Source organism: Streptomyces chlorus (assembly GCF_042655885.1).
GTDB lineage: Bacteria > Actinomycetota > Actinomycetes > Streptomycetales > Streptomycetaceae > Streptomyces > Streptomyces chlorus.
The window spans coordinates 139,204-160,812 of record NZ_JBHSOA010000053.1 but is presented as its reverse complement, the minus strand read 5'-3'; the positions used below and the strand labels follow the sequence as shown (position 1 = coordinate 160,812).

At 69.0% G+C, this 21,609-nt stretch carries 24 protein-coding genes and 2 pseudogenes; 16 read left to right on the top strand and 10 right to left on the bottom strand.

The window, feature by feature from the left end:
* The first annotated feature begins 39 nt into the window (after positions 1-39).
* From ACFPZI_RS24575 to ACFPZI_RS24550, 6 genes are all read left to right on the top strand, one after another.
* Positions 40-1,467 (top strand): amidase, encoded by a 1,428-nt coding sequence (locus ACFPZI_RS24575; RefSeq protein ID WP_381366802.1) that lies wholly within the window; start codon positions 40-42, stop codon positions 1,465-1,467.
* A gap of 76 nt (positions 1,468-1,543) precedes the next feature.
* Positions 1,544-1,696, top strand: a complete 153-nt coding sequence (locus ACFPZI_RS24570; protein ID WP_381366799.1) for a hypothetical protein — start codon at positions 1,544-1,546, stop codon at positions 1,694-1,696.
* A 323-nt stretch (positions 1,697-2,019) separates the two neighbouring features.
* On the top strand, positions 2,020-2,679 hold the full coding sequence (locus tag ACFPZI_RS24565) for a hypothetical protein (protein ID WP_381366796.1): 660 nt from the start codon (positions 2,020-2,022) through the stop codon (positions 2,677-2,679).
* Positions 2,679-3,173, top strand: coding sequence for a hypothetical protein (locus tag ACFPZI_RS24560; protein ID WP_381366793.1), 495 nt, complete (start codon positions 2,679-2,681; stop codon positions 3,171-3,173). Before ACFPZI_RS24565 ends, ACFPZI_RS24560 begins: the two co-directional genes overlap by 1 nt.
* A 2-nt stretch (positions 3,174-3,175) precedes the next feature.
* Positions 3,176-3,523 carry a ComEC/Rec2 family competence protein gene (locus tag ACFPZI_RS24555; protein ID WP_381366790.1) on the top strand — a complete coding sequence of 116 codons (348 nt, stop codon included), beginning with the start codon at positions 3,176-3,178 and terminating at the stop codon, positions 3,521-3,523.
* A 1,009-nt stretch (positions 3,524-4,532) separates the two neighbouring features.
* A complete protein-coding gene (locus ACFPZI_RS24550) occupies positions 4,533-4,859 on the top strand; it encodes a hypothetical protein (protein WP_381366787.1) in 327 nt (108 codons plus the stop codon).
* A gap of 10 nt (positions 4,860-4,869) precedes the next feature.
* Here the strand turns inward: ACFPZI_RS24550 and ACFPZI_RS24545 are convergent, their stop codons facing one another.
* Positions 4,870-5,079 carry a DUF397 domain-containing protein gene (locus ACFPZI_RS24545; protein WP_381366784.1) on the bottom strand — a complete coding sequence of 70 codons (210 nt, stop codon included), beginning with the start codon at positions 5,077-5,079 and terminating at the stop codon, positions 4,870-4,872.
* A complete protein-coding gene (locus ACFPZI_RS24540) occupies positions 5,076-5,960 on the bottom strand; it encodes a helix-turn-helix domain-containing protein (protein WP_381366781.1) in 885 nt (294 codons plus the stop codon). The genes ACFPZI_RS24545 and ACFPZI_RS24540 overlap by 4 nt, the downstream gene beginning before the upstream one ends.
* A gap of 224 nt (positions 5,961-6,184) precedes the next feature.
* Here ACFPZI_RS24540 and ACFPZI_RS24535 point away from each other — a divergent pair, with 224 nt between their 5' ends.
* The 4 genes and pseudogenes from ACFPZI_RS24535 to ACFPZI_RS24520 all read left to right on the top strand — a co-directional run bounded on the left by ACFPZI_RS24535 (position 6,185) and on the right by ACFPZI_RS24520 (position 8,932).
* A complete protein-coding gene (locus ACFPZI_RS24535) occupies positions 6,185-6,592 on the top strand; it encodes an ATP-binding protein (RefSeq protein ID WP_381366778.1) in 408 nt (135 codons plus the stop codon).
* Positions 6,593-6,812: 220 nt separating this feature from the next.
* Positions 6,813-7,766: a helix-turn-helix domain-containing protein gene (locus tag ACFPZI_RS24530; RefSeq protein ID WP_381366775.1), complete on the top strand. Its 954-nt coding sequence runs from the start codon at positions 6,813-6,815 to the stop codon at positions 7,764-7,766.
* 106 nt (positions 7,767-7,872) lie between these two features.
* Positions 7,873-8,142: pseudogene (locus ACFPZI_RS24525) on the top strand (hypothetical protein); the annotation flags it as partial.
* Positions 8,143-8,269: 127 nt separating this feature from the next.
* On the top strand, positions 8,270-8,932 hold the full coding sequence (locus ACFPZI_RS24520) for a hypothetical protein (RefSeq protein ID WP_326754589.1): 663 nt from the start codon (positions 8,270-8,272) through the stop codon (positions 8,930-8,932).
* 89 nt (positions 8,933-9,021) lie between these two features.
* Here ACFPZI_RS24520 and ACFPZI_RS24515 read toward each other — a convergent pair whose 3' ends face one another.
* Together ACFPZI_RS24515 and ACFPZI_RS24510 are read right to left on the bottom strand one after the other, a co-directional pair.
* A complete protein-coding gene (locus ACFPZI_RS24515) occupies positions 9,022-9,777 on the bottom strand; it encodes a DUF6585 family protein (protein ID WP_381366772.1) in 756 nt (251 codons plus the stop codon).
* A gap of 260 nt (positions 9,778-10,037) precedes the next feature.
* The gene (locus ACFPZI_RS24510) at positions 10,038-10,529 is read right to left on the bottom strand and encodes a transposase (protein ID WP_381366769.1); all 492 of its coding nucleotides are present in this window, start codon (positions 10,527-10,529) and stop codon (positions 10,038-10,040) included.
* Between the two features lie 116 nt (positions 10,530-10,645).
* Here ACFPZI_RS24510 and ACFPZI_RS24505 point away from each other — a divergent pair, with 116 nt between their 5' ends.
* Positions 10,646-10,882: a hypothetical protein gene (locus tag ACFPZI_RS24505; RefSeq protein WP_381366766.1), complete on the top strand. Its 237-nt coding sequence runs from the start codon at positions 10,646-10,648 to the stop codon at positions 10,880-10,882.
* 144 nt (positions 10,883-11,026) lie between these two features.
* Here ACFPZI_RS24505 and ACFPZI_RS24500 read toward each other — a convergent pair whose 3' ends face one another.
* The 3 genes from ACFPZI_RS24500 to ACFPZI_RS24490 form a co-directional block, all read right to left on the bottom strand.
* Positions 11,027-11,704, bottom strand: coding sequence for a DUF4232 domain-containing protein (locus tag ACFPZI_RS24500; RefSeq protein ID WP_381366764.1), 678 nt, complete (start codon positions 11,702-11,704; stop codon positions 11,027-11,029).
* Positions 11,705-12,117: 413 nt separating this feature from the next.
* On the bottom strand, positions 12,118-13,308 hold the full coding sequence (locus tag ACFPZI_RS24495; protein ID WP_381366761.1) for an SPFH domain-containing protein: 1,191 nt from the start codon (positions 13,306-13,308) through the stop codon (positions 12,118-12,120).
* Between the two features lie 60 nt (positions 13,309-13,368).
* A complete protein-coding gene (locus tag ACFPZI_RS24490; RefSeq protein ID WP_381215489.1) occupies positions 13,369-13,503 on the bottom strand; it encodes a hypothetical protein in 135 nt (44 codons plus the stop codon).
* 448 nt (positions 13,504-13,951) lie between these two features.
* Between ACFPZI_RS24490 and mshB the strand changes: the two genes are divergently transcribed.
* The 4 genes and pseudogenes from mshB to ACFPZI_RS24470 form a co-directional block, all read left to right on the top strand.
* Positions 13,952-14,887, top strand: coding sequence for an N-acetyl-1-D-myo-inositol-2-amino-2-deoxy-alpha-D-glucopyranoside deacetylase (gene mshB / locus ACFPZI_RS24485; RefSeq protein ID WP_381366758.1), 936 nt, complete (start codon positions 13,952-13,954; stop codon positions 14,885-14,887).
* Entirely contained in the window at positions 14,884-15,312 is a 429-nt protein-coding gene (locus ACFPZI_RS24480) for a DUF6113 family protein (protein WP_381366756.1), read from the top strand. The genes mshB and ACFPZI_RS24480 overlap by 4 nt, the downstream gene beginning before the upstream one ends.
* A 196-nt stretch (positions 15,313-15,508) precedes the next feature.
* Entirely contained in the window at positions 15,509-17,875 is a 2,367-nt protein-coding gene (locus tag ACFPZI_RS24475; protein WP_381366753.1) for a hypothetical protein, read from the top strand.
* Between the two features lie 269 nt (positions 17,876-18,144).
* Positions 18,145-18,564, top strand: a pseudogene (locus ACFPZI_RS24470) (LuxR C-terminal-related transcriptional regulator); the annotation flags it as partial.
* Positions 18,565-18,656: 92 nt separating this feature from the next.
* On the opposite strand, the gene ACFPZI_RS24465 reads toward ACFPZI_RS24470, so the two are convergent.
* Both ACFPZI_RS24465 and ACFPZI_RS24460 read right to left on the bottom strand, forming a co-directional pair.
* Positions 18,657-19,094 (bottom strand): DUF7144 family membrane protein, encoded by a 438-nt coding sequence (locus ACFPZI_RS24465; RefSeq protein ID WP_381366750.1) that lies wholly within the window; start codon positions 19,092-19,094, stop codon positions 18,657-18,659.
* 51 nt (positions 19,095-19,145) lie between these two features.
* Positions 19,146-19,589, bottom strand: coding sequence for an SHOCT domain-containing protein (locus ACFPZI_RS24460; RefSeq protein ID WP_381366747.1), 444 nt, complete (start codon positions 19,587-19,589; stop codon positions 19,146-19,148).
* A gap of 149 nt (positions 19,590-19,738) precedes the next feature.
* Here ACFPZI_RS24460 and ACFPZI_RS24455 point away from each other — a divergent pair, with 149 nt between their 5' ends.
* Positions 19,739-21,148 carry a DUF2252 domain-containing protein gene (locus tag ACFPZI_RS24455; protein ID WP_381366744.1) on the top strand — a complete coding sequence of 470 codons (1,410 nt, stop codon included), beginning with the start codon at positions 19,739-19,741 and terminating at the stop codon, positions 21,146-21,148.
* A 257-nt stretch (positions 21,149-21,405) separates the two neighbouring features.
* Here ACFPZI_RS24455 and ACFPZI_RS24450 read toward each other — a convergent pair whose 3' ends face one another.
* Positions 21,406-21,603 carry a hypothetical protein gene (locus ACFPZI_RS24450; protein WP_381366741.1) on the bottom strand — a complete coding sequence of 66 codons (198 nt, stop codon included), beginning with the start codon at positions 21,601-21,603 and terminating at the stop codon, positions 21,406-21,408.
* Positions 21,604-21,609 lie beyond the last annotated feature (6 nt).

The following is a 21,609-nucleotide window of genomic DNA, read 5'->3' as shown; positions in this document are numbered from 1 at the left end:
GGCGGGCAATCATCCACGCGTTCAGGGGCGGTGCCACCGGTGACGACTTCCGAGGAACAGGAACGGGAACAGACCAGGGTGCACGTCTTCCGCGACGACGCCCTCGGAGACCACGACGCGGTGGGCCTCGCCGAGGCGATCCGCCGGGGAGAGGTCGGGGCCGCCGAGGCCGCCCGTGACGCGGCGGCCAGGGTCGGGGCGGTGGAGGACCGCCTCCACGCCGTCCAGGTGCACATCGAGGTCCCGGCATACCGCTCCGGGCCGGTCGGCGCCCTCGCCGGGGTGCCGACCTTCGTCAAGGACAACACCGACTACCAGGGGCTGCCCACCGGGCACGGCAGCGCCGCGTTCGCGCCGAAGGCCGCACGCCGCCACGCCCCGTTCGCCCGGCAGTTCCTGAGCACCGGCGTCACGGTGCTCGGCAAGACCCGGCTGCCCGAGTTCGGGTTCAGCCCGACCACGGAGTACGAGGACGCCGAGCCCGTCCGCAACCCATGGCACACGGGCCACTCGGCGGGCGGTTCGTCGGGCGGCAGCGCGGCCCTCGTCGCCGCCGGAGCGGTACCGGTCGCGCACGCCAACGACGGCGGCGGCTCGATCCGGATTCCCGCCGCCTGCTGCGGACTCGTCGGGCTGAAGCCCACCCGGGGCCGGATGGTCGCCAACGCCCAGGGCCGCCGGCTGCCGATCGACCTCGTCACCGACGGCGTCGTGAGCCGCTCGGTACGGGACAGTGCCGCGTTCCTCGCCGCCGCCGAGCAGCACTGGCGCAACCCGAAGCTGCCGCCCGTCGGCCTGGTCGAAGGCCCCTCGGAGCGGAGGCTGCGCATCGGGCTCCTGCTCGACTCGCCGAACGGCGTCCCCTCCGACGCCGACACCCGCGCGGCCGTCACGGAGACGGCCCGGCGGCTGGAGCGGCTCGGCCACACCGTGGAACCGGTGGAACTGTCGATCGACCCGCGCTTCACCCAGGACTTCCTCACCTACTGGGGCCTGCTGTCGTTCCTCATCGGCGTCACCGGCAGGACCCTCGGCACGGACTTCGACCGCCGCCGCATGGACGGCCTCAGCCGGGGCCTGCGCGAGACGTACGTGAGCAACTGGCAGGGCACGCCGGGCGTCCTGCGGAGGCTGAAGCGTACGCGGGAGCCGTACGCGGCGGCCTTCCGCGGCCTCGACCTCGTCCTCTCCCCGGTCCTCGCCCACACCACGCCGCAGCTCGGCCACCTCAACCCGGCCGTCCCCTACGAGACCCTGATCGAACGCATCCTCGCCTACGTCGCGTTCACCCCGGTCAACAACGTCGTCGGGACGCCGTCGATCTCGCTACCGGCCACGAGCACGACGTCGGACGGACTCCCCATCGGCGTCATGTTCTCCGGCCGCCCGGGCGCCGAACGGACGCTGCTGGAACTCGCGTTCGAGTTGGAGGCCGACCAGCCCTTCCTGCGCGTCCAGGACATCTGACGGGGGCTCCGGGAAGGTACGGGCGAAAGCCGTGAGCACCGCACCGGTTCGAGGCGGGGCCTTTCTTCATGTGCAGATGACGGGCCCCGTCCTCTCCCACCTCCTGCTGCGCCCCGCCGCCGCGGACCTGCCCGGCGCGGACCTGCCCTCCACCGAAGAGGCCATCGAGGCCTTCGCGCAGAACTTCCTCCGGGCCGTCGCCCTGCCCCCACTCCCTGACCGGACCTGACGCCTCCCCGCCGCCGGTACTCGCTCCCCATCTCCCTGAGCAGGGCTGCGACGTGGCTCGAACGCCGTCTCTCGCAACGTCCGAACCGTCAGCCCGAGAAGAGCGCACCGGCACCCGCTGTCGCCGTCGGCGCCCAGTGAGCGTTCCGTCCGTGTGGACTTGGCCGGTCGGCTGATGGTCACGTCGAGAGCTTCGCGGGCTGTCCTTGGGGCACCCCCGCAGCCCCGCACCCCAACACCTCCGACACGGCGACAGCGGGTGTCGCCTCCTGTAGCTTGGCACCACCACTGGTGGAGCGTCGGCGAGACGTAGGGACGGATCAGGTGTTGCACGCACCCACGCATGAGCGCGTTGGCATCGTCTGCATTGGAGCCTTCAACCCGCGCATCTTTCAGCCCGCCTGGTTCGCCGCCCAGGGGCTGCTTGCAGCTGATGAGGCCAGCGAAGCAGATGTGCAGATCATCACTAATGATGTCTGCGTATTTTCCACCGAATGGTTCCGTATCGAGGTTCTTGAAAATCGGTGCTCAATTTCCAGCCTGTCGACGCCGGTCTTTGAGATGCTGCGGGATCTGGCCTTGGGGACGTTCGCCGCGCTGCACCATACGCCGATCGAGAAGGTCGGACTGAATTCTAACGCGCACTTTGAGATGCCGAACCAGCGCGTGTATGAGCAGCTTGGTCACGAATTGGCGCCAAAGGCGACCTACTGGTCTCCGGTCATGGCTGACCCTCGAACACTTTCTCTTACTGTTTCGTCCGAGCGTTCCGATAGACATGAAGGCCACTTGAAAGTCCGCGTCGAGCCTTCTGTGGAAATCACTCATGGTGTTCACCTGGAAGTGAATGACGAATTCCGCTGCCCGTCGGGTTCCTCTTCCGCGGAGTGGTTCGTCAAGCTGCTGACGAGCGGCTGGGAGTCGCACCGGACGCGAGTTCAGCAGATCCAGAGCAACGTCATCGACCGGGCATGGGAGTTGTGATGGATACGCTCGCGTCGACTTCAGCCGGGACGAGCACCATAGGGGAATTCGAACTCAAGTCCGCCGAGCCGAAGTTTCTTCCTGAATCGATGTCGGGTTCCGCGGGCAAATCAACTGACGTTGAAAGCGTTGTGACTTCTCGCAGCGGCGACACGCGCGTTGCGGGGAGGACTAGAGTGATTCGCGTAGCGCAGAAGCCTGTTGCCAGGAAGGCGAGGAGCGCCCGAGGATTCATCTCCCTGGCTCGCTGGGAAGGGTCGGTTCTTGAGCGATGCGCCACGTACTTCGTGGCGGAATTGATTGATCTGGAAAACGGGGAAAGGGCGACTGCAGAATTCCAGCTCGAAAACGTCAAGCCCGGAGACCTGGCGCTCTGTGAACCCGGTGCTCTCTTCTACTGGAGCGTCGGCTATGAGGTGCGTGAGAATGGTCAGAGGGTTCGCGCATCTGAACTGCGCTTCCGTCGAGTTGGGACCGCAGCGAATAGAGTTTAGAGTTGCCCAATCATGCGATTCTTGCGGATGTATCCGAAGAGCATCCCGGTAGTGATGAAGTAGAATTAAGTCTGTTCGGTCCAGGCCTGGGGGAGTGTGTTGTCGTACACCTCGGGAATTCCGAGTGGATGATTGTCGACTCATGTGTGCGCCCGCAGGAGAGTACTCCGGTTGCGCTTGAGTACCTTGAGAAGCTCGGTGTCGATGTCGGCTCGCGTGTCTCCATGGTGGTGGCATCCCATTGGCATGACGATCACGTCAAAGGGATATCTGAGATTTTTGAGCGCGCCAGGGCTGCAAAATTCTTCGCCGCGTCAGCGTTGAGTGGCGATGAATTCAGAGTGCGGTAAGTGATGGTCTAGCTAATTTCGCACCACTTCGTCCCAGTGGGTAGCAGGCCCCTGACCTCGGCTGTCGAGCCAAACCGGGGAGCCGGAGCCGTGCGCTCGGCCAGGGCGGCGATGTTGATCATTCGACCGCCGGAATCACCCCGTTATGGCATGTCATCACATCGGTGTGAAACGGCAGGAAACATCACTTACCGCACTCTCAGAGCACTGACTATGCGTACTCCTATCCGCTCAAGATTTTCGTCCGGGGTCTCGGAGTTGGCTCGGGTAAGAGCCTTGGTCGAGGCGCGCGACGGCAGCGCCGGCGCGCACCTTGGCCTGGTGAGCGCAGGAAGGAGAATCCGCTGTCAGCAGGGTGCTCTGGTGTCGGAGATTTGGGCTCTCAGTCCTTCGGACACTGACACGATCAGAGGCATCGACGGAATTTCGGCAGCTCTTGAGCGGCATGACGGAGGTGTCTCCAGGATCCCCCCAACCGCGGAGAACGACCTGAGTGTTGTTCTTCAGTTGGAGACGGTTGCCGGCTCTGTGCTGTTAGGGGGTGATCTTGAGAACCGGGGTGACGTGACAAGGGGTTGGAAAGCAATTGTGCGTGACCCCAATCGTCCGGCAAGTCTGAGTTCTCTCTATAAAGTGCCTCATCACGGATCCAGGAATGCAGACAGTGATGAGATCTGGGATCTATTGATCCATGATGAAGCGATCTGCGTTCTGGCCCCGTACGAGCGAGGTGTGTTTGTTCCCAGTGAGGCAGACATCGAGAAACTGCGTACGCGTAGTTCCCGTGTGTATGTGACAAGCCGACGGAAGAGAGCTGCGGTGCATCGGGATCCCGTCGTGGCGAAGATGATTACTCAGGCGACACGATCCTTTTCTCCGCAACGTCTGGGGATGGGCCACTTGCAGGTGCGTTCGAACGGTTCGAAATGGAAGGTTCGTGGAAGCCGGGAATCCTTTCGACTTTGACGGGATGTGTACGCGGGGCACTGGTTTGCGGCGCGCTGCCGCCTTGCGGGCGGCCCTCCTGAAGCGGGCCTTCGAGGGAAGGCTGGTCGCCCAGCATCCCGAAGAAGAATCCGCTGCCCCGCTCTTGGCCCGCATCGCCACCGAACGCGCCGCGCAGTCCAAACCCAAGCGCACGCGTAAGGCCCCCGCCCAGCGAGCCGCCGAAGCTGCCGGCCCCGAACCGACTCTCGCCCCTGCCCTCGAAGATGCCGACAGCGGCCTGCCGCCCGAGGAGATCGTCCGCGACCTCCAGTCCGCCCTGAACGAGTTCACCGCCATCGCCCGTTCTCTGGGCGGCGAAGTGGACGTACCGGAGGCCGAGGTCGAATAGGAGTTGGCCGTCAGCCCTCGACCGCGTACGGCACGAAGTCGGTCCACGCGGCGGGGGCGAAGGCCAGCCGACTGCCGTCCACGTCCTTGGAGTCACGGACGTGGACGGTGCCGGGCTGGGTGGCGATCTCCACGCACGAGTCGCCCTCACTGCCACTGCTGTAACTGCTCTTGAACCACACCAGGTTGGAGCCATCCCTGGCTGAGGTATTCCGGATCATGCTTCCCCCAGCAGTTGTTCGATGAAGGCCGTCGACTCACGTGGTGTGAGCGCCTGAGACCGGATGATGCCATACCGCAGTTCCAAGATGCGGAGCTGCTTCAGGTCGTAAACCGGCCGTCCATTGGCCACTGCTGGGGAACGGCCGATCGCTGAACCGTCGTCGAACTTGAGCACCTCGATGCTGCCGTCCACCCCGGCATGTTCATCACGTTCCATCGGCATCACTTGAAGCTCGATGTTACGCAGCCGTCTTGCCTCAAGGAGGTGCTCAAGCTGGGCACGCAGGACAGCCCTTCCGCCCAGTGGTCGTCGAAGTGTCCACTCTTCCAGGATGAAGCTCAGTTCGGGCGCAGGGTCCCGTTCGAAGATCGCCTTGCGTGCCACGCGTGCGGCAATGAACTGCTCCACCTCACCCGCTGAATAGGCGGGGCGCCGCATGGACAGAAGGGTGCGTGCGTACTCCGGGTGCTGCAACAACCCATGGATGTTCAAGGGGTCATACAGCTGTAGCTCAACCGCCCGCCCCTCCATCTGCGCCAGGTCCCGCACCTTCTTCGGGTACCGGACCTTCTTCACGTCCTCCTTCATCGCCGAGATGAGGCCCTCGGCGTTGAACAGCGCGTCCGCCGTGTCCAGGTACTCGGGCCGGGGGATGCGCTTGCCGCTCTCGATCTTGTAGACGAGGTCGTCTCCGTAACCGACCGCTACCGCGAAGTCGCCGACCCGCATGCCCGCCGCCTCCCGGCGGAGCCTCAACTGCCGTCCCACGGTGGCCACTACCGCGAGTGCCCAGTCGTCGTCCGGGTCGACCTCCCACCCCGGCTCGTCCGTCTGGTCCGTCTCGGTCGTGACCCGCACCGCCTCGCCGTTCACCGACATGTCGCGCTCCTCCGTTGTGCCGCGCCGTACCGTCGCGCGGTGCCGGTGGGAGCCGTATCGACAGTTCGGACAGGGCCGGACAAGCCGTGGACGGTCACCCTACGCAGCATCGCGATTACTCAACACGGTACGTCCGATCGGCCACGCTGAGTGACGTAAATCAGGAAACTCAGGAAATCTCCGGGACGGACACCCGACCCGGCCGCGAAGTCCGCAACGTCACGATGCTGTTGTCGTCCACCCCGCGCGGTGCCCGTCTCGCCCGCCTGCTCGCGGTGGACGCATTGCGCAGCTGGGGCCTGCCGGACGAGGCGGCGAGCCAGGTCGTGGCGGAGCTGGCGGCCAACGCGGCCACGCACGGCCGTCTGCCCGGCCGCAGCTTCCGCCTCACGCTGTACGTGGTCGGCGCCGCGCTCCGCATCGAGGTCACCGACACACGGGGCGACCGGCTCCCCGCGCGGCAAGAGCCCGACGGCGGGGCCGAGTCGGGCCGTGGGCTGCTGCTGGTGGAGGCGCTGACGGACCGCTGGGGAGTGATCGAGGGGCGGTTCCCGCACAAGACCGTATGGGCCGAACTGCGCCTCGTACCACCGGAACCCGTCCCCACGGGTTCCGGTGCCGTCGACGACTGAAAGACAAAGAACGTTGTGGGGAAAGAACCCCACCAAGCCCCACTCCTCCCGCCCGTGACGCGCACTCACTCGGGCGGGTGAACATCCCCGGTCCGGCTGGATTTCGTGGCCCTCCAGGCCCGACGCTCAGCACAGGACAACAGCAGACATGCGACGGCCCCCGCCGGGACTGCAATCCCAGTGCGAGGGCCTGACCACCGAGGAAGATAGAGGCTTCCCGATGGGTACCCAGAACCCTAACGTGCACCCGCACGCCCAGGCCCGTATTGCGGGCAACAAGCGCCCGAACCGGGGCCACCGCACCGGCGGGCTGCTCCACGACAACTCCCGCCACACCGCCCGCTTCACGGTGATCGGCAACCACCTCGCCCAGCACGGTCAGCTCTCGCTGCTGGCCATCGGGCTCGGCACCCACCTCCAGTCGCTGCCGAAGGGCGCCCCGGCCGACATCAAGACCCTCACCGCCCGCTTCCCCGAGGGCGCCACCCGTATCGCCGCCGCTCTGCGGGAGCTTGAGGTCCACGGCTACCTGCGCCGCGAACGCGTCCGCACCCCCGCGGGCCGGATCGTCACCCGCACCGTCTCCTGCAACCAGCCGGCGGCGGGCCGCCGCCACGCCGGTACACCCGCCCCAGCCCCCGCCGCCGGCCGTCCGACAGCCCCGGAACCGCAGCGGCGAGAGCGGCAGGAGGGACAGGAGGCGTGCGAGGGCGAGGAAGGCGCGCGGCACGGGACCCGCCGGAAGCGGGAGCCCCGCAAGCAGCTCCCGGACGTACCGCGCCCCGCCTTCCCCGCCCCCGAGCTGCTCCGGGCCGCCACCGACCTCCTCGCGGACCTGCGCCGCCACGGCTCCCACCTGCTGCTCTCCGCCGTCGACACGGCCCACCCGGCCCCCGGCGTCGCCGCCTGGCTGGAGCGCGACGTCACCCCCGCCGCCGTACGCCACGCCCTGACCACCGACCTGCCGCCCGAGGGCGTCCGCCGCCCCGCCGCCCTCCTGGCCCACCGTCTCGCGGCCCAACTGCCGCCCCCGCCCCCCTTCCGGGCCCCGGTCGAGGACCCGCCCGCCCACTACAGGATGCGCAACTGCGACGGCTGCGAGCGCGGCTTCCGCGCCCCCGAATCCGAAGCCCGCTGCCGCGACTGCCGAACCAATCCTCAGGAGGCCGCCTAGCATGAACGTGACGATCCTTGCCCCTGGGCACAGACGACGAGGAGCGAGCGCCATGACCATCGCACCTGACGACACGTACCAGGGCACCTCTCACCCGTACCGGGCCATGCGCGACTACCCGCTGCTGGGTATCCCCGTCTACGCGATCTTCGACCCCCGTACCGGCAGTGGCGCTGTCCTCACCGACATCCACCCCACTCCGGACGGCCCCCGTTACGCCACGCGCAAGGACTTCGTCTACGGCGAGGACGTCACCATCGGCGAATGGACCATCGCCACGAGCGGCCTGCCGCGCTACCGGGACGACGGTGCGGAAGAAACCGGGGCCGCTGAGGCCGCCGGAGCCGCTGGGGCCGCCGAGTCCGCAGAGGCGTGATCCGGAAGCGGAGGAATCGCTTTCGGCCACCTTCGTCCGGTCCACCCCTCCCGGCTTGACCCGCCCCCCGGCGTCTCCGCGATCGTGCTCGTACAGAACGTGGCGAAGAGTGATCGTGAGGTTGCACATGGCTGTGTCCAGACCGGAGACGCGTCAGTTCGAGGCGTTCATGACGAATCTGTCGTACGCCCGGCGCATGGTCAAGGCGGGCGGGATGCTGACGCCCTTCCGGTCGCCCACGATCGACATCGACGACTTCTACCGGGCCGCCTGGGTCCAGGCCGTCGCCGCCATCGACCACTGGCTGCACGAGGAGGTCCTGCGCCGGGTCGCCGAACTGGCCGCCAGGGACAGCCCCGAGATGCCGTACCAGCTCAGGGTCTACGAACTCCCGCTGCACCGGGTCGAAGCGGTACGGCGGGGCGAGGTCACCCTCTCCGAGGCCGTAGTGGAGCACCTGCGCGACAAGCTCGCCGCACAGGCGCTCCAGCACCCCGGGAAAATCGCCGAAGTGCTCAAGCTCGTCACGGAGAAGAAGGTCTGGTACGAGGCGGCGGGGTGCATCAACAAGGAGTTCTTCCAAGGGCGTACGTCGCTCAACGAGAAGACGCTCCGCAGCCGCTACCTGGAGATCACCCAGCGCCGCAACAAGATCGCCCACGACGCCGACCTCATCGACGGCGACCTGAAGCAGCGCCGCTCCATCGACGAGGCCGAGGTCACGGACGCCATCGACTGGATCGAGCGGATCGCCCTGGCCCTCGCCCACGTCCTCGACGACGAGAGCTGACGGACTCGCCCGTACCCCGGGCGGCTCGCGCCCCGCGTGGCCGGCTCTGTCCTGCCCGGCCCCCCGGGCGCTGCCCGTACTCCGGCGGGTCAGGCGTCCTGGCGCGGGCCGCCGTATCGGAGCCGCTCGACGAGGGCGAGGAAGAGGAAGAAGTTCGGGATCTCCTTGACCGGCATCCTTGCCCAGAACAGCTTCTTGCCGTGCTTGCGCAGCACCAGCGTTCCCTGGGCGATCTCGACCTTCTCGATCTCCGGCCAGGTCAGGCTGCCCTTTGTCGTGGCCACACCGTTCAGGTTCACCGAGAGGCCCCCGTAGGCCAGGGTCCGGCCCTGCTCCAGCCCGGCGAGCAGCCCGGGCAGCTGCGTCCGGGTGATCTCCTCCTGGAACGCCGGGCCCCAGCGCTCGGGCTGGGCGTAAAAGTCGGTCACCTTGAGCGTCGTACCGTGCTCGCGGTAGAGCGTGTAGACGTAGGTGGTGCCGACGTAGATGCCGTTCGCGTACCGCTCGGTGATCTCCTGGAGCACCGTCATCGAGTCCCAGCGGAAGACGGAGACCTCGCCGTTCTTTCCGACCTCGGCCAGGCCGTGCTCGAAAAGGTGCAGCCGGCGGGCAGCCTGCTTGCGCGAGAGATTGGGCGTTTTGAAGGCGAGCCAGAGGAAGTAGGCGCCCAGGGGAGGAATGACCAGGGAGACGGTTCCCATGAACAGGAGGCCGACCATCCGCACCGTACCGATGCGCTTCGGCAGGAAGGTCTCCCGCAGTCGGCCAAGGCCTTCGGTGCCCGGGGGCGCCGCCTCAGGGGCTGTCGTCTGCCCGGGGACCTGCTGGGCGGTGGGTTCTGTCATGAGCCGTGCTCCTCGCCGTAGTGATCAGAGATTCGGCGATCATTCTGCGGTCGGGGCCGACGCCTGCACACGTCGGGGCCTATCGACGGATACCGGAACCGGCAGGTGGGGCGACGGCCGTGTTCAGAACTCCCGGTCAAAACCCGACATCACGTGGCTGAAGGACCCCCGCCCTCGCTCGTTCCCTGGGCAGTGAGGTGGACGTACCGGAGGGCGAGGTCGAGCAGTGAAGTTTCCCCGTGATCATGGACACATTTCCGTTATGCCGCGAGGGCCTGTTCTTGCTGGCACCGCATGCGGGTCTCGTGGGGTGTGAGGTAGCCCCAGGTGATGTGTCTGCGGCGGTTGTAGAAGGTCTCGATGAAGCCGAAGATGTAGGCGCGGGCGGTGGCCCTGTCGGGCCAGAAACGGGTGCCGATTTCCTCTTTGAGGACGGCCCAGAAGCTTTCGGCCGCAGCATTGTCATAGCAGATCCCGGTCCGCCCCATGCTCTGTCGTCCAGTCAACTCCCTTATCTTGTCGCGGAGTTGAGTAGACGTGTATTCAGATCCGCGATCGGAGTGGATCACGCAACCGGGTTGCAGGCGGCCCAGTTTCGCGGCCATGTCCAGGGCGTCGACGACGAGGCCGGCACGGTGGTGATCGGCCATCGAGTAGCCGATGACCTCACGGGTGGCCAAATCGAGCCAGACCTTGGTCCAGTTGTCGAGTGCAGTCTTGAGGTCCCGGGCCGTTGCTGGTTCCGCGCTCACCGGATCTCCCCACGTGCCTGGAACCCCCGCCGTGGGGGAGCCGTCTTACCCGCTGCAAGCCGCCCAGGGCCGATGGCCGGCCCGTAGGACCCGGCTCAGTCCGTAAGGAGACATACATGAAGTCCTGGCGTTCCCGTATCGCCGCCGCTGTCGTAGTCGGCACCGCAGCCGTCACCATTCCGCTGACCGCGGGCTCGGCGTCCGCCACCGACCCCGACGGCTTCAACCTGATCGGTGGGTTCAGGGATCACCACATATGTCAGGTGGAGGGGAAGGCCCTCCTCGACGAGGGGCTGTACAGGGAGTTCCAGTGCCGTTGGAACGCCCCGTACTGGGAGGTATGGGTCCGCTGAGCGGTCCTCACCCGATGAACGCACTGTTCGGCAAGGGCGTGCTGTCCGTGGGCTGCGCGGCTGACGACGGACGGTGCCCGATCCCGGGCCCGGCCGCTGCCTGGGCCGGGCCGTTCAGGCATGGATCACGAGCTGCGGGTCCGTTCAGTTGAAGGGAACGGCGTCCGTGGGGGAGGTGTGCCAGTTGGTGACGATCGGGTCCTCGACGGTAATGGTGCCGACCGGCAGGGACACCGGGTTGGGGTCGTCGTCACCGACGCCGACGATGATGCTGTCCAGTTCCTTGCCACCGTTTCCGTTGGTGCTTTTCGGGTTCACCCCGGCGTAGGCGGTGGTACTCCCACTCAGCGTGATCTGCTCGCCGACGGCCTGCTCCGCGGGACCCGCCTGGGTGCCGTCGGAACCGAACGCCACGGTCGGAAGCGCGGCCGGCAGGACACAGGTGATCCCCGACTTCGCCTTCGCGATGATCAGGATGTATCCGCCGGCCTGGCTCTCGGACCTGGTGCTCCAGGAGATGTCGTTGGCGCCGCAGCTCTGCCCGACCGGCTCCCGCTCGCCGTTGCCGGTGTCGGCGCCGGAGCCGGCCCCGTCCTCGGTTCCCTGGCCCGTCTCGTCGGAGCCCTTGTCGGTGCCCTGACCGCTGCCCGCGGTCGACGAGCCGGACGGGGTGGCCGCATCGCCGGCCGGAGTGGCGGACGAAGAACCCTGCGCCGCGCCGGTGTCCGTGGGCGTGTCCGATTCCTGGCACGCCGTCATCAGCATGGTGCCGGCCACGAGGGCTGCGGAGACGAGTAAGGCCTTGCGACGGTTGCCGGACATGAGATCCCCTTGGCGATCGGTGGTCGAGGCCGAAGCGGTTTCGGCTTCTCGGTGCTTGCTCGATCTCTAAGAGGGGGCTGCGGGCCGAAGGGATCCCGGCGTCTTCGTTCCAGGACAACGCTGTCACAGACCGGTGACATGATCACGAAATGGAGAACCCGGGCCTACCGCCGACCTGGTCGACGGCGACCTGAAGCAGCGCCGCCCCATCGACGAGGCGGCGGTGACGGACGCCATCGACTGGATCGAACGGATCGCCCTGGCGATTGTCCACGTGCTCGACGACGAGGCGTGACGGCCCCTGGCGCAAGGGCGGCCCGCCCCTGCCGGTGTGCGGCGGGGCGGGCACGTGTCGTGCGTGATCGAAGTCTCCCGGTCGCGGCCCGTGAACGGGTCCGGCCACAGGACTGCCGCTACGGGGTCCGGCCGGGAACCCGCAGGCTGCTCTTTCCGTTGACGGCGGGATTCTTCGTGTTCTGGAGCGCGTCAAGAATGGCCAGGCCCTGGCCCACCACGCCCGCGGCCAGCTGATTGACGCCCTCGGTGCCGTTGAGGACGGTGAGGCTGGCGCCCGATATACCGCGGGCGGCCGCGTCGGCGAGGGCCGGCAGGTTCTCCACCACACGGTTGGCGGCGATCAGTTCCTGGTTGCCGTCGCGCAGCGAGAGGGCGCGGGCGGTGTTCGCGTCGGCCTGGGCCTGCGCGATGGTGCGCTCGGTGTAGGCGTTGCCGTCCGCCTCGAACTTGGCACTGTCCCGGGCGGCTTCGGCCAGAGTGCGCTGTCGGTACGCCTCGGCGTCCGCCGGGCGCCTGACCTCCCCTTCGAGGCGCTGGGCCGCCAGTTCGGCCTGGCGCTGGGCGAGCGCGGTCTGCTCCTCGATGACCTCGTGGGACGCCCTGGCCTGAGCGAGCGGGCCGGCCTGTGCGGCGCGGGCGTTGGACTGCTCGGTCTCGGCGAGGAACCCGGCCCGCTTGATCGCGGTGTCCCGCTCGTACTCCGCCTTGAGGGCGGCCGCCTGCTGTTCGCGTTCGGTCGCCTCCTGGTCGGCCTTGGCCCGGGCGATGCGCGCCTGGCTGGCGACCGCGGCGGCGTGCGGAGCGGAGAGGTTGTTGATGTATCCGGTGGCGTCCTCGATCTCCTGGATCTGGAGCGCGTCGACGACGATGCCGAGTTTCTCCATCTCGCTGTGACTGCCCGCCATCACTTCCTGGGCGACCCGGTTGCGTTCCCGGATGATCTGTTCGACGGTCAGTCCGCCGACGATGGACCTGAGGTGTCCGGCGAAGATCCGGCCGACGAGCTCCTCCATCCGTTCCTGTTCGGAGAGGAAGCGGCGGGCCGCATTGGCGATCGAGACCGCGTCGTCACCGACCTTGAACACGCAGACCGCGCGCACGCTCAGCCGGATGCCCTGCTGGGTGACGCAGTCCTCCGCGATCTCCGCTTCCCGCAGTGCCAGGGACAGCATGCGGGCCTTCTGCTTCACCGGCAGTACGAAACTGCCGTGACCTGTGACGATACGGAACTGCGTCGCCTGCGCCTGCCGTTTCGTACCGGATATGAGCATGGCCTCATTGGGCGCGGGGACCTGCCAGAACAGCATGAGAGAACTCCCGTCGAACAGCGGGACGCAACGCACTTTTCCAGCCCTTTGCAGGACCGTTCAGGACGGCAGCGGCTCGACGATCACCGAGCGCGCCGAAATGGAGTCGACGACGAGGACCCGTGCGTCTCGTGCGAGGGGGGTGTTGGTGCGCGACCACGCCGCGTAGGTCTCCGAGCCCCCGCGCACAGCCACCAAGACCTCACCCGGTCCGTCCGGAGGAATCCCCACGGTGATTCTTCCGATCGCTCCGACCGGACTCTGGGAGGACTCGTCAGCGCTGGGCATGGGGCCTCTCGCCGGGCATACATTTCATGATCACAGTCGATCACCTCCGGCCCTGTCGTCATCGGGAGCGGCCACGACACACGAGCCGACGGCGACGATTCTCTCGATGTCTTCACGGTACTCCCGCCCCCTGCCGGGCGGGAGCGCGGCGTCAGTACCCGCCGCCGCTCTGCTTGGCCTTGCCGGTGACGCCGAGGCGAATGCGCGGGCCCGGGGCATGGATCCGCAGAGTGTGTCATTTTCCCGGAAAGTGACACACTCTGCGGCAGGAACATCCCCGGGCCACCGCCGTGGACGCGCGGAGACCGGAACCGTCAGGCGGAATTGACCAACGGCATCCTCATAGGGTGGAACCATGACGGAACTGCCCTCCCCCAGCCCTCGGCCGGGGGGACCCCTCTCTCGCTCCGCACGGCGGCGGCTGCTGCTGGTGCACGCCCACCCGGACGACGAGTCGATCAACAACGGCGCCACCATGGCCCGCTACGCCGCCGAGGGCGCTCATGTGACACTCGTCACCTGCACGCTCGGTGAGCGTGGCGAGGTCATCCCGCCCGGGCCGGCCCACCTGAGCGGTGCCGCTCTCGGGCAGCACCGGATGGGTGAGCTGGCCGAGGCGATGCGCGCCCTCGGTGTCGACGACTTCCGGCTGCTCGGCGGCGCCGGGCGCTACAGCGACTCCGGGATGATGGGCCTGCCCGACAACGACGACCCCGGCTGCTTCTGGCAGGCCGACGTCGACCAGGCCGCCGGTCTGCTCGCCCAGGTGATCCTCGAGGTGCGGCCCCAGGTGCTCGTCACGTACGACGACGGCGGCGGCTACGGGCACCCCGACCACATCCAGGCGCACCGCGTCGCCATGCGTGCCGTCGAACTCGCTGCCCGGGACCGGTGGGACATCCCCAAGGTCTACTGGAACCGGGTGCCCCGCTCCGTCGCCGAGGCCGCCTTCGCGCGACTGGACGACGACCTGTCCGGGCTGCCGTTCGACAAGGCGGGCGAGGTCGGTGACGTACCCGGAGTCGTCGACGACGCCCTGGTCACCACCGAGATCGACGGCGCCGCCCACGCCGCCGCCAAGGCCGCCGCGATGCGCGCCCACGCCACCCAGATCACCGTGGCCGAACCGTACGCGCCGTACTTCGTGCTCTCCAACGAGCTCGCGCAGCCGCTGTTCACGACCGAGTACTACGAGTTGGTGCGCGGTGCGCGGGCCCCCGGCAGCCGGGAGAACGACCTCTTCGCCGGGGTCGAGATCGGGGCCGAGGGTGGAGCGGGGGAGGCGTCATGAGCAGGCGGACGACCGGGAGTGCGCCGACACCGACGCTGGCTCAGCCGCTGCGACTGCCCTCCGGCAGGCGGATCGCCGTCTGCGGGGGGCTGTTCCTGCTCGGCGCCGTGGTGGGTGTGGCCGGGGCGCTGGTGCAGCCCGCGTGGTTCCCGGGCGGGCTGCTGCTCGCCCTCGCCGCCGAGGCAGGGCTCTGTCTGGGCGGGGCGCTCGCGCTGCGCAGCCGCGCCGGGGCCGCGTCGGCCGCCGCCGGCTGGGTGCTCGTCGTCCTCCTGCTCACCGTCAGCCGTCCGGAAGGCGACTTCCTGTTCGCCGCGGGAGCCGGCTCGTACCTCTTCCTGCTCGGCGGCATCGCCGTCGCTGTGATGTGTGCCACCCTCGCTCCGGGGCGGCAACCAGAGGGCAATTCTGTCCGACTTGGGAAGTGACGTACTACTTCGCCGCGGTGCGCGCGTGCGGTTCCGATGTGGGTTTCCGTCACGGTCCGGCGATACGGGCCGGATGCGGCCAGTATGGTGGTGCGCGCGCCGCTGAGCCTCCCCGAACTCTCGGCTCCGGTCGAGTTGGGGGAGACCCCCACCGTGAGGTCGTGACGGGCGGCGGAGCCAACCGGGAGAACCTGCCTTGAGTCGTGAAACTGACACTCCGTCCACCGGGCCCAACGGGCGCGGCGGAGCCGCATACCCGTCGGGCACCCCACCCTACGGAATTCCGGCGGTTCCGGGCGAGGCGGCGGCCGCGGGCCGACCTGCCGCGCGGCCGGACGAACAGCGCCCGGGCGATCAGCGTTCGGGCGGCCCGCGGTCGGACGAACGCAAGACCGAGACCACGCTGACGACCAGAATCCGGATCAACATCCCCGGTTCCCGGCCCATTCCGCCGGTCGTCGTGCGCAAGACCGTCAAGGACGGCGAGGGTACGGGCGACAACGACACCCGGGGTGGGGCCAAGGCCCAGGCGCCGGCGCCGGCGCCGGGTGCCCCCAGGGCACTGGGTGCCGGTGCCGGCACCGCTTCCGGCCCAGGTTCCGGCCCCGGTGCCGTCGAGCCTTCCGCCGTGGCCGCTCCGGGTGGCCCGCGGCCCGCCCCGCAGCAGTCGGTTCCGCAGCAGGCGGCCCCGGCGGAGAAGCCTGCCAGCGACTGGTTCGCGCCGCGCAAGTCCGGTGCGGGCAAGGGCGCTGCGGGTGGCGGCTCCGGCAACGGGGTGGGTGCGGCGGGTGGTTCGGGTCCCGCGGGCGGCGCCTCGGGAGCTTCCGGCCCGTCCGGCTCGCCCGGTGCTTCCGGTGGTGGTGCGCGTCCGGGCGGACGTCCGGCCGGTGTGGTCGGCGGTATGAGCGTGACGGGCGGCGGCTCCCGGCCCGGCGGCTCCGGTGCTCCTGGTGGCCCCGGTGGCACGAACGGTTCCGCACCCGGCGGCGGCAACGGCTCCGGGCTCTCCGGCGCGACCGGCGGGCCGGTCGCGCCCGGACACGGCGGCGGCACCGGTTCCTTCGACGTGACCGAGGCGCTGGCCGCCGGCCCGCTCGGCAGTGGCGGTACGCGTCCGGGCGCGGGCCCGGGTGCGGGCGGGAGCGGTGGCGGCGAGCCGCGCTTCGACGACCTGCCGTTCTTCACGGACGAAGACCTCGAAGCGCGGAACGGCCAGGCGGGGCACCCCGGTCAGCCCGGCCCCCCCAGCCAGTCGCCGTACGGCGATCAGAGTGGTCCCGGTGGCCCCACGACCGGGCCGGTCACCGGTCGGACCGGCCCGCTGGGCCTGCCGCCCGGCGGTGGCCCGCGCGGTCCTCGCGGCGGACCCCACCCCGGCGGCGGGCTGAGCGACGACACCGCGAGCCTCACCCCGCAGTTGCCCGCCCCCGAACCCGGCGCCCCGGGTTACGGGGCCCGCCACGACAACGTCTCCAGGCACACCGCCACCAGCGGCATCCCGGTCGTACCGGCGAGCGCCTCCTTCGACGCGGATGTCCTGGCCGGCGGCCCCGGCAGGCACACGCCGCCCAGGCTGCCCGACCCGGTCACCCCGTCCCCGGCGGCCTCCTCGAAGGCGCCGAAGAAGAAGGGCCGCAGCAAGCTGCCCCTGCTCGGCGGCGCAGTGATCCTGCTCGTCGGTGTCGCCTACGGCGCCGGCCTGCTGATGAACCACTCCGACGTGCCCAAGGGCACCACCGTGCTCGGCGTCGACATCGGCGGCGGCACCCGCGACGAGGCCGTGAAGACGCTCGACAAGGCCCTCGCCGACCGGCTGAACAAGCCGCTCAAGCTGGCCGTCGGCGACAAGACCGTCGAACTGGAGCCGGACAAGGCCGGACTCCAGCTCGACACCGACGCCACCATCGGCGCGGCGGCCCGGAGCGACTACAACCCGGTCTCCGTCATCGGCTCCCTCTTCGGCGACAGCCGTGTCGTCGACCCCGTCATCCCCGTCGACGAGGAGAAGCTGCACGCCGCCCTGGAGGCCGCGGGCGGCGGCTCCGGCAACGACGGCACGATCACGTTCGAGTCCGGCAAGGCCGTCGCCGTCTACGGCAAGCCCGGCGCGGGCATCGACGTCGACAAGTCGACCGAGGCGGTCGAGGCGGCGTACCGGACCCAGGTGGAGACCGGCTCCTCGTCCACGGTGACGGTGCCGACGTCCACTCAGGAACCCACGGTGTCCAAGGCCGAGGTCGACCGGATGCTGAAGGAGTTCGCCGAGCCGGCGATGTCGGCCAACGTGACCGTGCAGACCGACGCGGAGCACTCGGTGCCGATGAGTCCGCAGAAGTCGCTGTGGAAGTTCCTCAGGGTGGAGGCCGTCAACGGCAAGCTGGTCGACAAGCCTGACCTGAAGGCCCTGGAGGAGCTTTACGGCCAGGCATTCGACGGTGTGCTCATCACCCGGGGCAACGGCGAGAAGACACCTGTCACTCCCCAGGACGTCTATGGCGCCCTCCGCCAGGCACTGACAAGCACGACCAACCGGGTCGCGGTCATCGAGACGGACCCGAGCTGAACCGGACCGGCCTGTAGTCCTGACCCCCGCATGGCCTCCGTCATGCGGGGGTCAGGACGGTCCGCACTGCCCTTCGGGCGCCGTACGGGTCGCGATGGTCCCCATGAGTACAGCGACTGAGTACAGCGACGAAAGCCGTCTATGACCCCGTCGCCCCGGTCGACGACGGGGGAGGCGTCGGCCTGGGGAAGCGCCCGGAGAACATCGGGCAACAGGTGATCAAGGTCCTGTGGACCGGCATCCGGCTGGTCTGTCCGAGCGCGCCCGTCGTCGAGGCGGCTGCCGCCCTGCACCGTGAACCGCCCGGCGTGAAGCCGGTCGTCCTCACCGCCTTCGGCCGCCCCGGCCATCTGCGGGGCGCCATGGAAGCCGGTGCCGACGCCTTCCTGGTCGAGGAGGCCCCCGTCGCCCAAATCGCCGCCGCGGTCCGCACGGTGCCGGCGGGGGAGCGGGTCATCGACCCCATGCTCGCCGCGCTCGGCCCTCGCCGACGGCGCCCACCCCCTCACCGACCGCGAACGCGAGATCCCGCGCGCCGCCGCCGACGGCTCCACCCACGCGGAACCGGCCCTCTCCCCGCACCTCTCCCAGGGCGCGGTCCGCAACCACCTCTCCACCGCCATCCAGGAACTGGCCGTCCCAACCGCACGGAGGCGGCCCGGGTGGCCCGTGAGAAGGGCCGGCTGTAGTCCGGGGGCCGGGGGCCGGGGCACGACCGCGCCGACCCGGGCAGGGTCGGCGCGGTCGTGCTTCGTTCGCCCGGGATGTCAAGGCGTCCGGCTCAGATGTCCCCCTGCCGCGCCGTGCACAGCGCCCAGATCATGACGCCGGAGAGGGCGATCATCACGACCGACCAGACCGGGAAGTACGGCAGGGAGAGGAAGTTGGCGATCATGATGAGCCCACCGATCGCCACACCGGCCACCCGTGCCCACGTACTGGCCTGGAACAGCCCCACGCCGATGACCACGGCCACCGCGCCCAGGATCAGATGGATCCAGCCCCAGGACGTGAGGTCGAACTTGAAGACGTAGTTCTGCGTGGTGACGAAGACGTCGTCCTTGGCGATCCCCGAGATGCCCCGGACGATGTTCAGGATTCCGGCGAGCACCAGCATGACGCCGCCGAAGACGGTCAGTCCGCCGGCCCACTCGCGCTTGGCGGAGGGTGTGTGCGCATGTGCCTGTGCCTGTGTGTGATGGGCGTGAGCCGAAGCCATCGCGCCGCCCCTTTCGTTCGTCGTAGAGGTTCGTCGTACCGGTGCGTGCGGTCAGCGGGTGTGTCCCGCGCCGTGGCCGCTCAGCACCAGTTCCTTGGCCCGGTTGAACTCCTCGTCGGTGAGGTCGCCGCGCGAGCGGATCTCGGACAGCCGGTGCAGTTCGTCGGCGGTACCGGCCTGGCCGCCGTGGCCCGTCGCGGTCTCCCTGATGTAGCTGTCGAACGCCTCCTGCTGCGCACGAGCCTGCGTGATCTCCCGCCGGCCCATGTTCCGGCCACGGGCCACGACGTAGACGAACACGCCGACGAACGGCAGCACGATGACGAAGACCAGCCACCCGGTCTTGGCCCAGCCGCTCAGCTCGTCGTCGCGGAAGAGGTCGGCGACGACCCGGAACAACAGCACGAACCACATGACCCACAGGAACAGCAGCAGCATCGTCCAGAAGGCCCCGAGCAGGGGATAGTCGTATGCGAGGTAGGTCGCGGAGCTCATGGTTCTCCTTCGTCCGGCGCGGGTGGTGCGTGCCGTACCAGGCTGCCCCGGCCGCGTCCGTGTGGCCTCACCCCTGACGGGTGATCCCGGAGGGGCCGGGCCGCGGTGAGCTGGAGAGCGGACGTACGCCGAAGCCAGGAGGGTGGATCATGACCGCACCGAGCGCCGCCACCGCGGCCCTCTCACCGGCCGAGCGGATCGACCACGGCCGGACGACCCGCAAGCGCGTCCCCCGTTCGGTGCACGGACTGTTCGACCCCGGCTCCGGCCGCTTCGACCCGGTCGACGTGCTCGCGCGCCAGTCGGCCACGCGGGTGCCCGAACTGGTCCCGATCCGGTACGGGCGCATGCTGGAGTCGCCGTTCCGGTTCTACCGGGGCGCCGCCTCGATCATGGCCGCCGACCTGGCGACGCTGCCGCACACCGGACTCGAGGTGCAGCTGTGCGGCGACGCCCATCTGCTGAACTTCCGGCTGCTGGCTTCGCCGGAACGGCACCTCGTCTTCGACATCAACGACTTCGACGAGACCTTCCCCGGCCCCTTCGAATGGGACGTCAAACGGCTCGCCGCCAGCCTCGTCATCGCGGGCCGCGCCAACGGCTTCTCCACCCGGGAGCAGAACAAGGCGGTCATCGCCTGCGTCCAGGCGTACCGCGCACGGATGCGGAGCTTCGCCGGCATGCGCACCCTGGACGTCTGGTACGCCCAGGACGACGTCGGCCGGATGCGCGAACTCCTCGACTCCTCCCTGGACCCGTCCGTCCGGCGCCGCACCGAACGGGCCGAAGCGCGGGCCCGCGCCCACACCTACCTCCAGGCCGTCGACCGGCTCACCCGGGTCACCCCCGAGGGTCGGCTGATCACCCCGGACCCGCCCCTGATCACCCCCCTACGGGACATGGTGGCCGACGCGCCCGGCCGCGGCGAGGAGACCGAACTGCGCACCATCGTCGAGAGCTACGCGGGCACCCTCTCCTCCGAGCGCCGGCACCTGCTCCGCCGCTACCGGATCGTGGACACGGCACGCAAGGTGGTCGGCGTCGGCAGCGTCGGCACCCGCTGCTGGATCCTGCTCCTGCTCGGCCGCGACGACGACGATCCGTTGCTGCTCCAGGCCAAGGAGGCGCAGGAGTCGGTGCTCGCGCCGTACACGAACGGCGAACGCTTCGACAACCAGGGCCGCCGCGTGGTGACCGGGCAGCGCCTGATCCAGACATCCAGCGACATCTTTCTCGGCTGGACCCACGTCCTGGGCCTGGACGGCAGGGAACGGGACTTCTACGTGCGCCAGCTCCGGGACTGGAAGGGCATCGCCCGCCCGGAGACCATGGACCCCCGCATGCTCGCCCTCTTCGGGGGCTGGTGCGGAGGCAGCCTCGCCCGCGCCCACGCCCGCTCCGGCGATTCCGTCGCGATCTCCGCCTACCTGGGCACCGGCGACCGTTTCGACCGCGCCCTCCCCGGCTTCGCCCAGGCCTACGCCGACCGCAACGAACGGGACTTCAAGAAACTCAAGGCCGCCGTACGCTCGGGGCGGCTCACCGCGGAGAGCCTCTGACGTCGTCAGGCCGCTCACCGGCGTGACGGGCGTCGGATGTCACCCGGGAGGATGGCGTCCCCCGGGTGCAGCCGATCAAGGCGCCGGAATTCGCAGGGCGGGGACGGTGGCTCCGCCGGACCGGGTGTTCAACCCGCCTCGACAGGGCGCTTCGTGGGCTTCCGCCTCCGCAGAGATCGCCAGGTGCCTCGGACCGGAACGTGAAGCCCGTGATCGCTTGCACCACTCGGTGGGACACGACCCCCGGGAGCAGGGCTTCACCTGGGGGCCGGGCGCATCTCGACCACGCGCAGGCCCAGCGAGCGCAGGCGGGCCAGCAGCCCGTACAGATGCGCCTCGTCGACGACATGACCGAACAGCACGGTCTGACCCCACATCACGACATGGTCCAGTTCGGGGAAGGTCTTGGTCAGCGCCTCCGACATGTGTCCGTCGACGCGGATCTCGTAGCGCATGCGGCC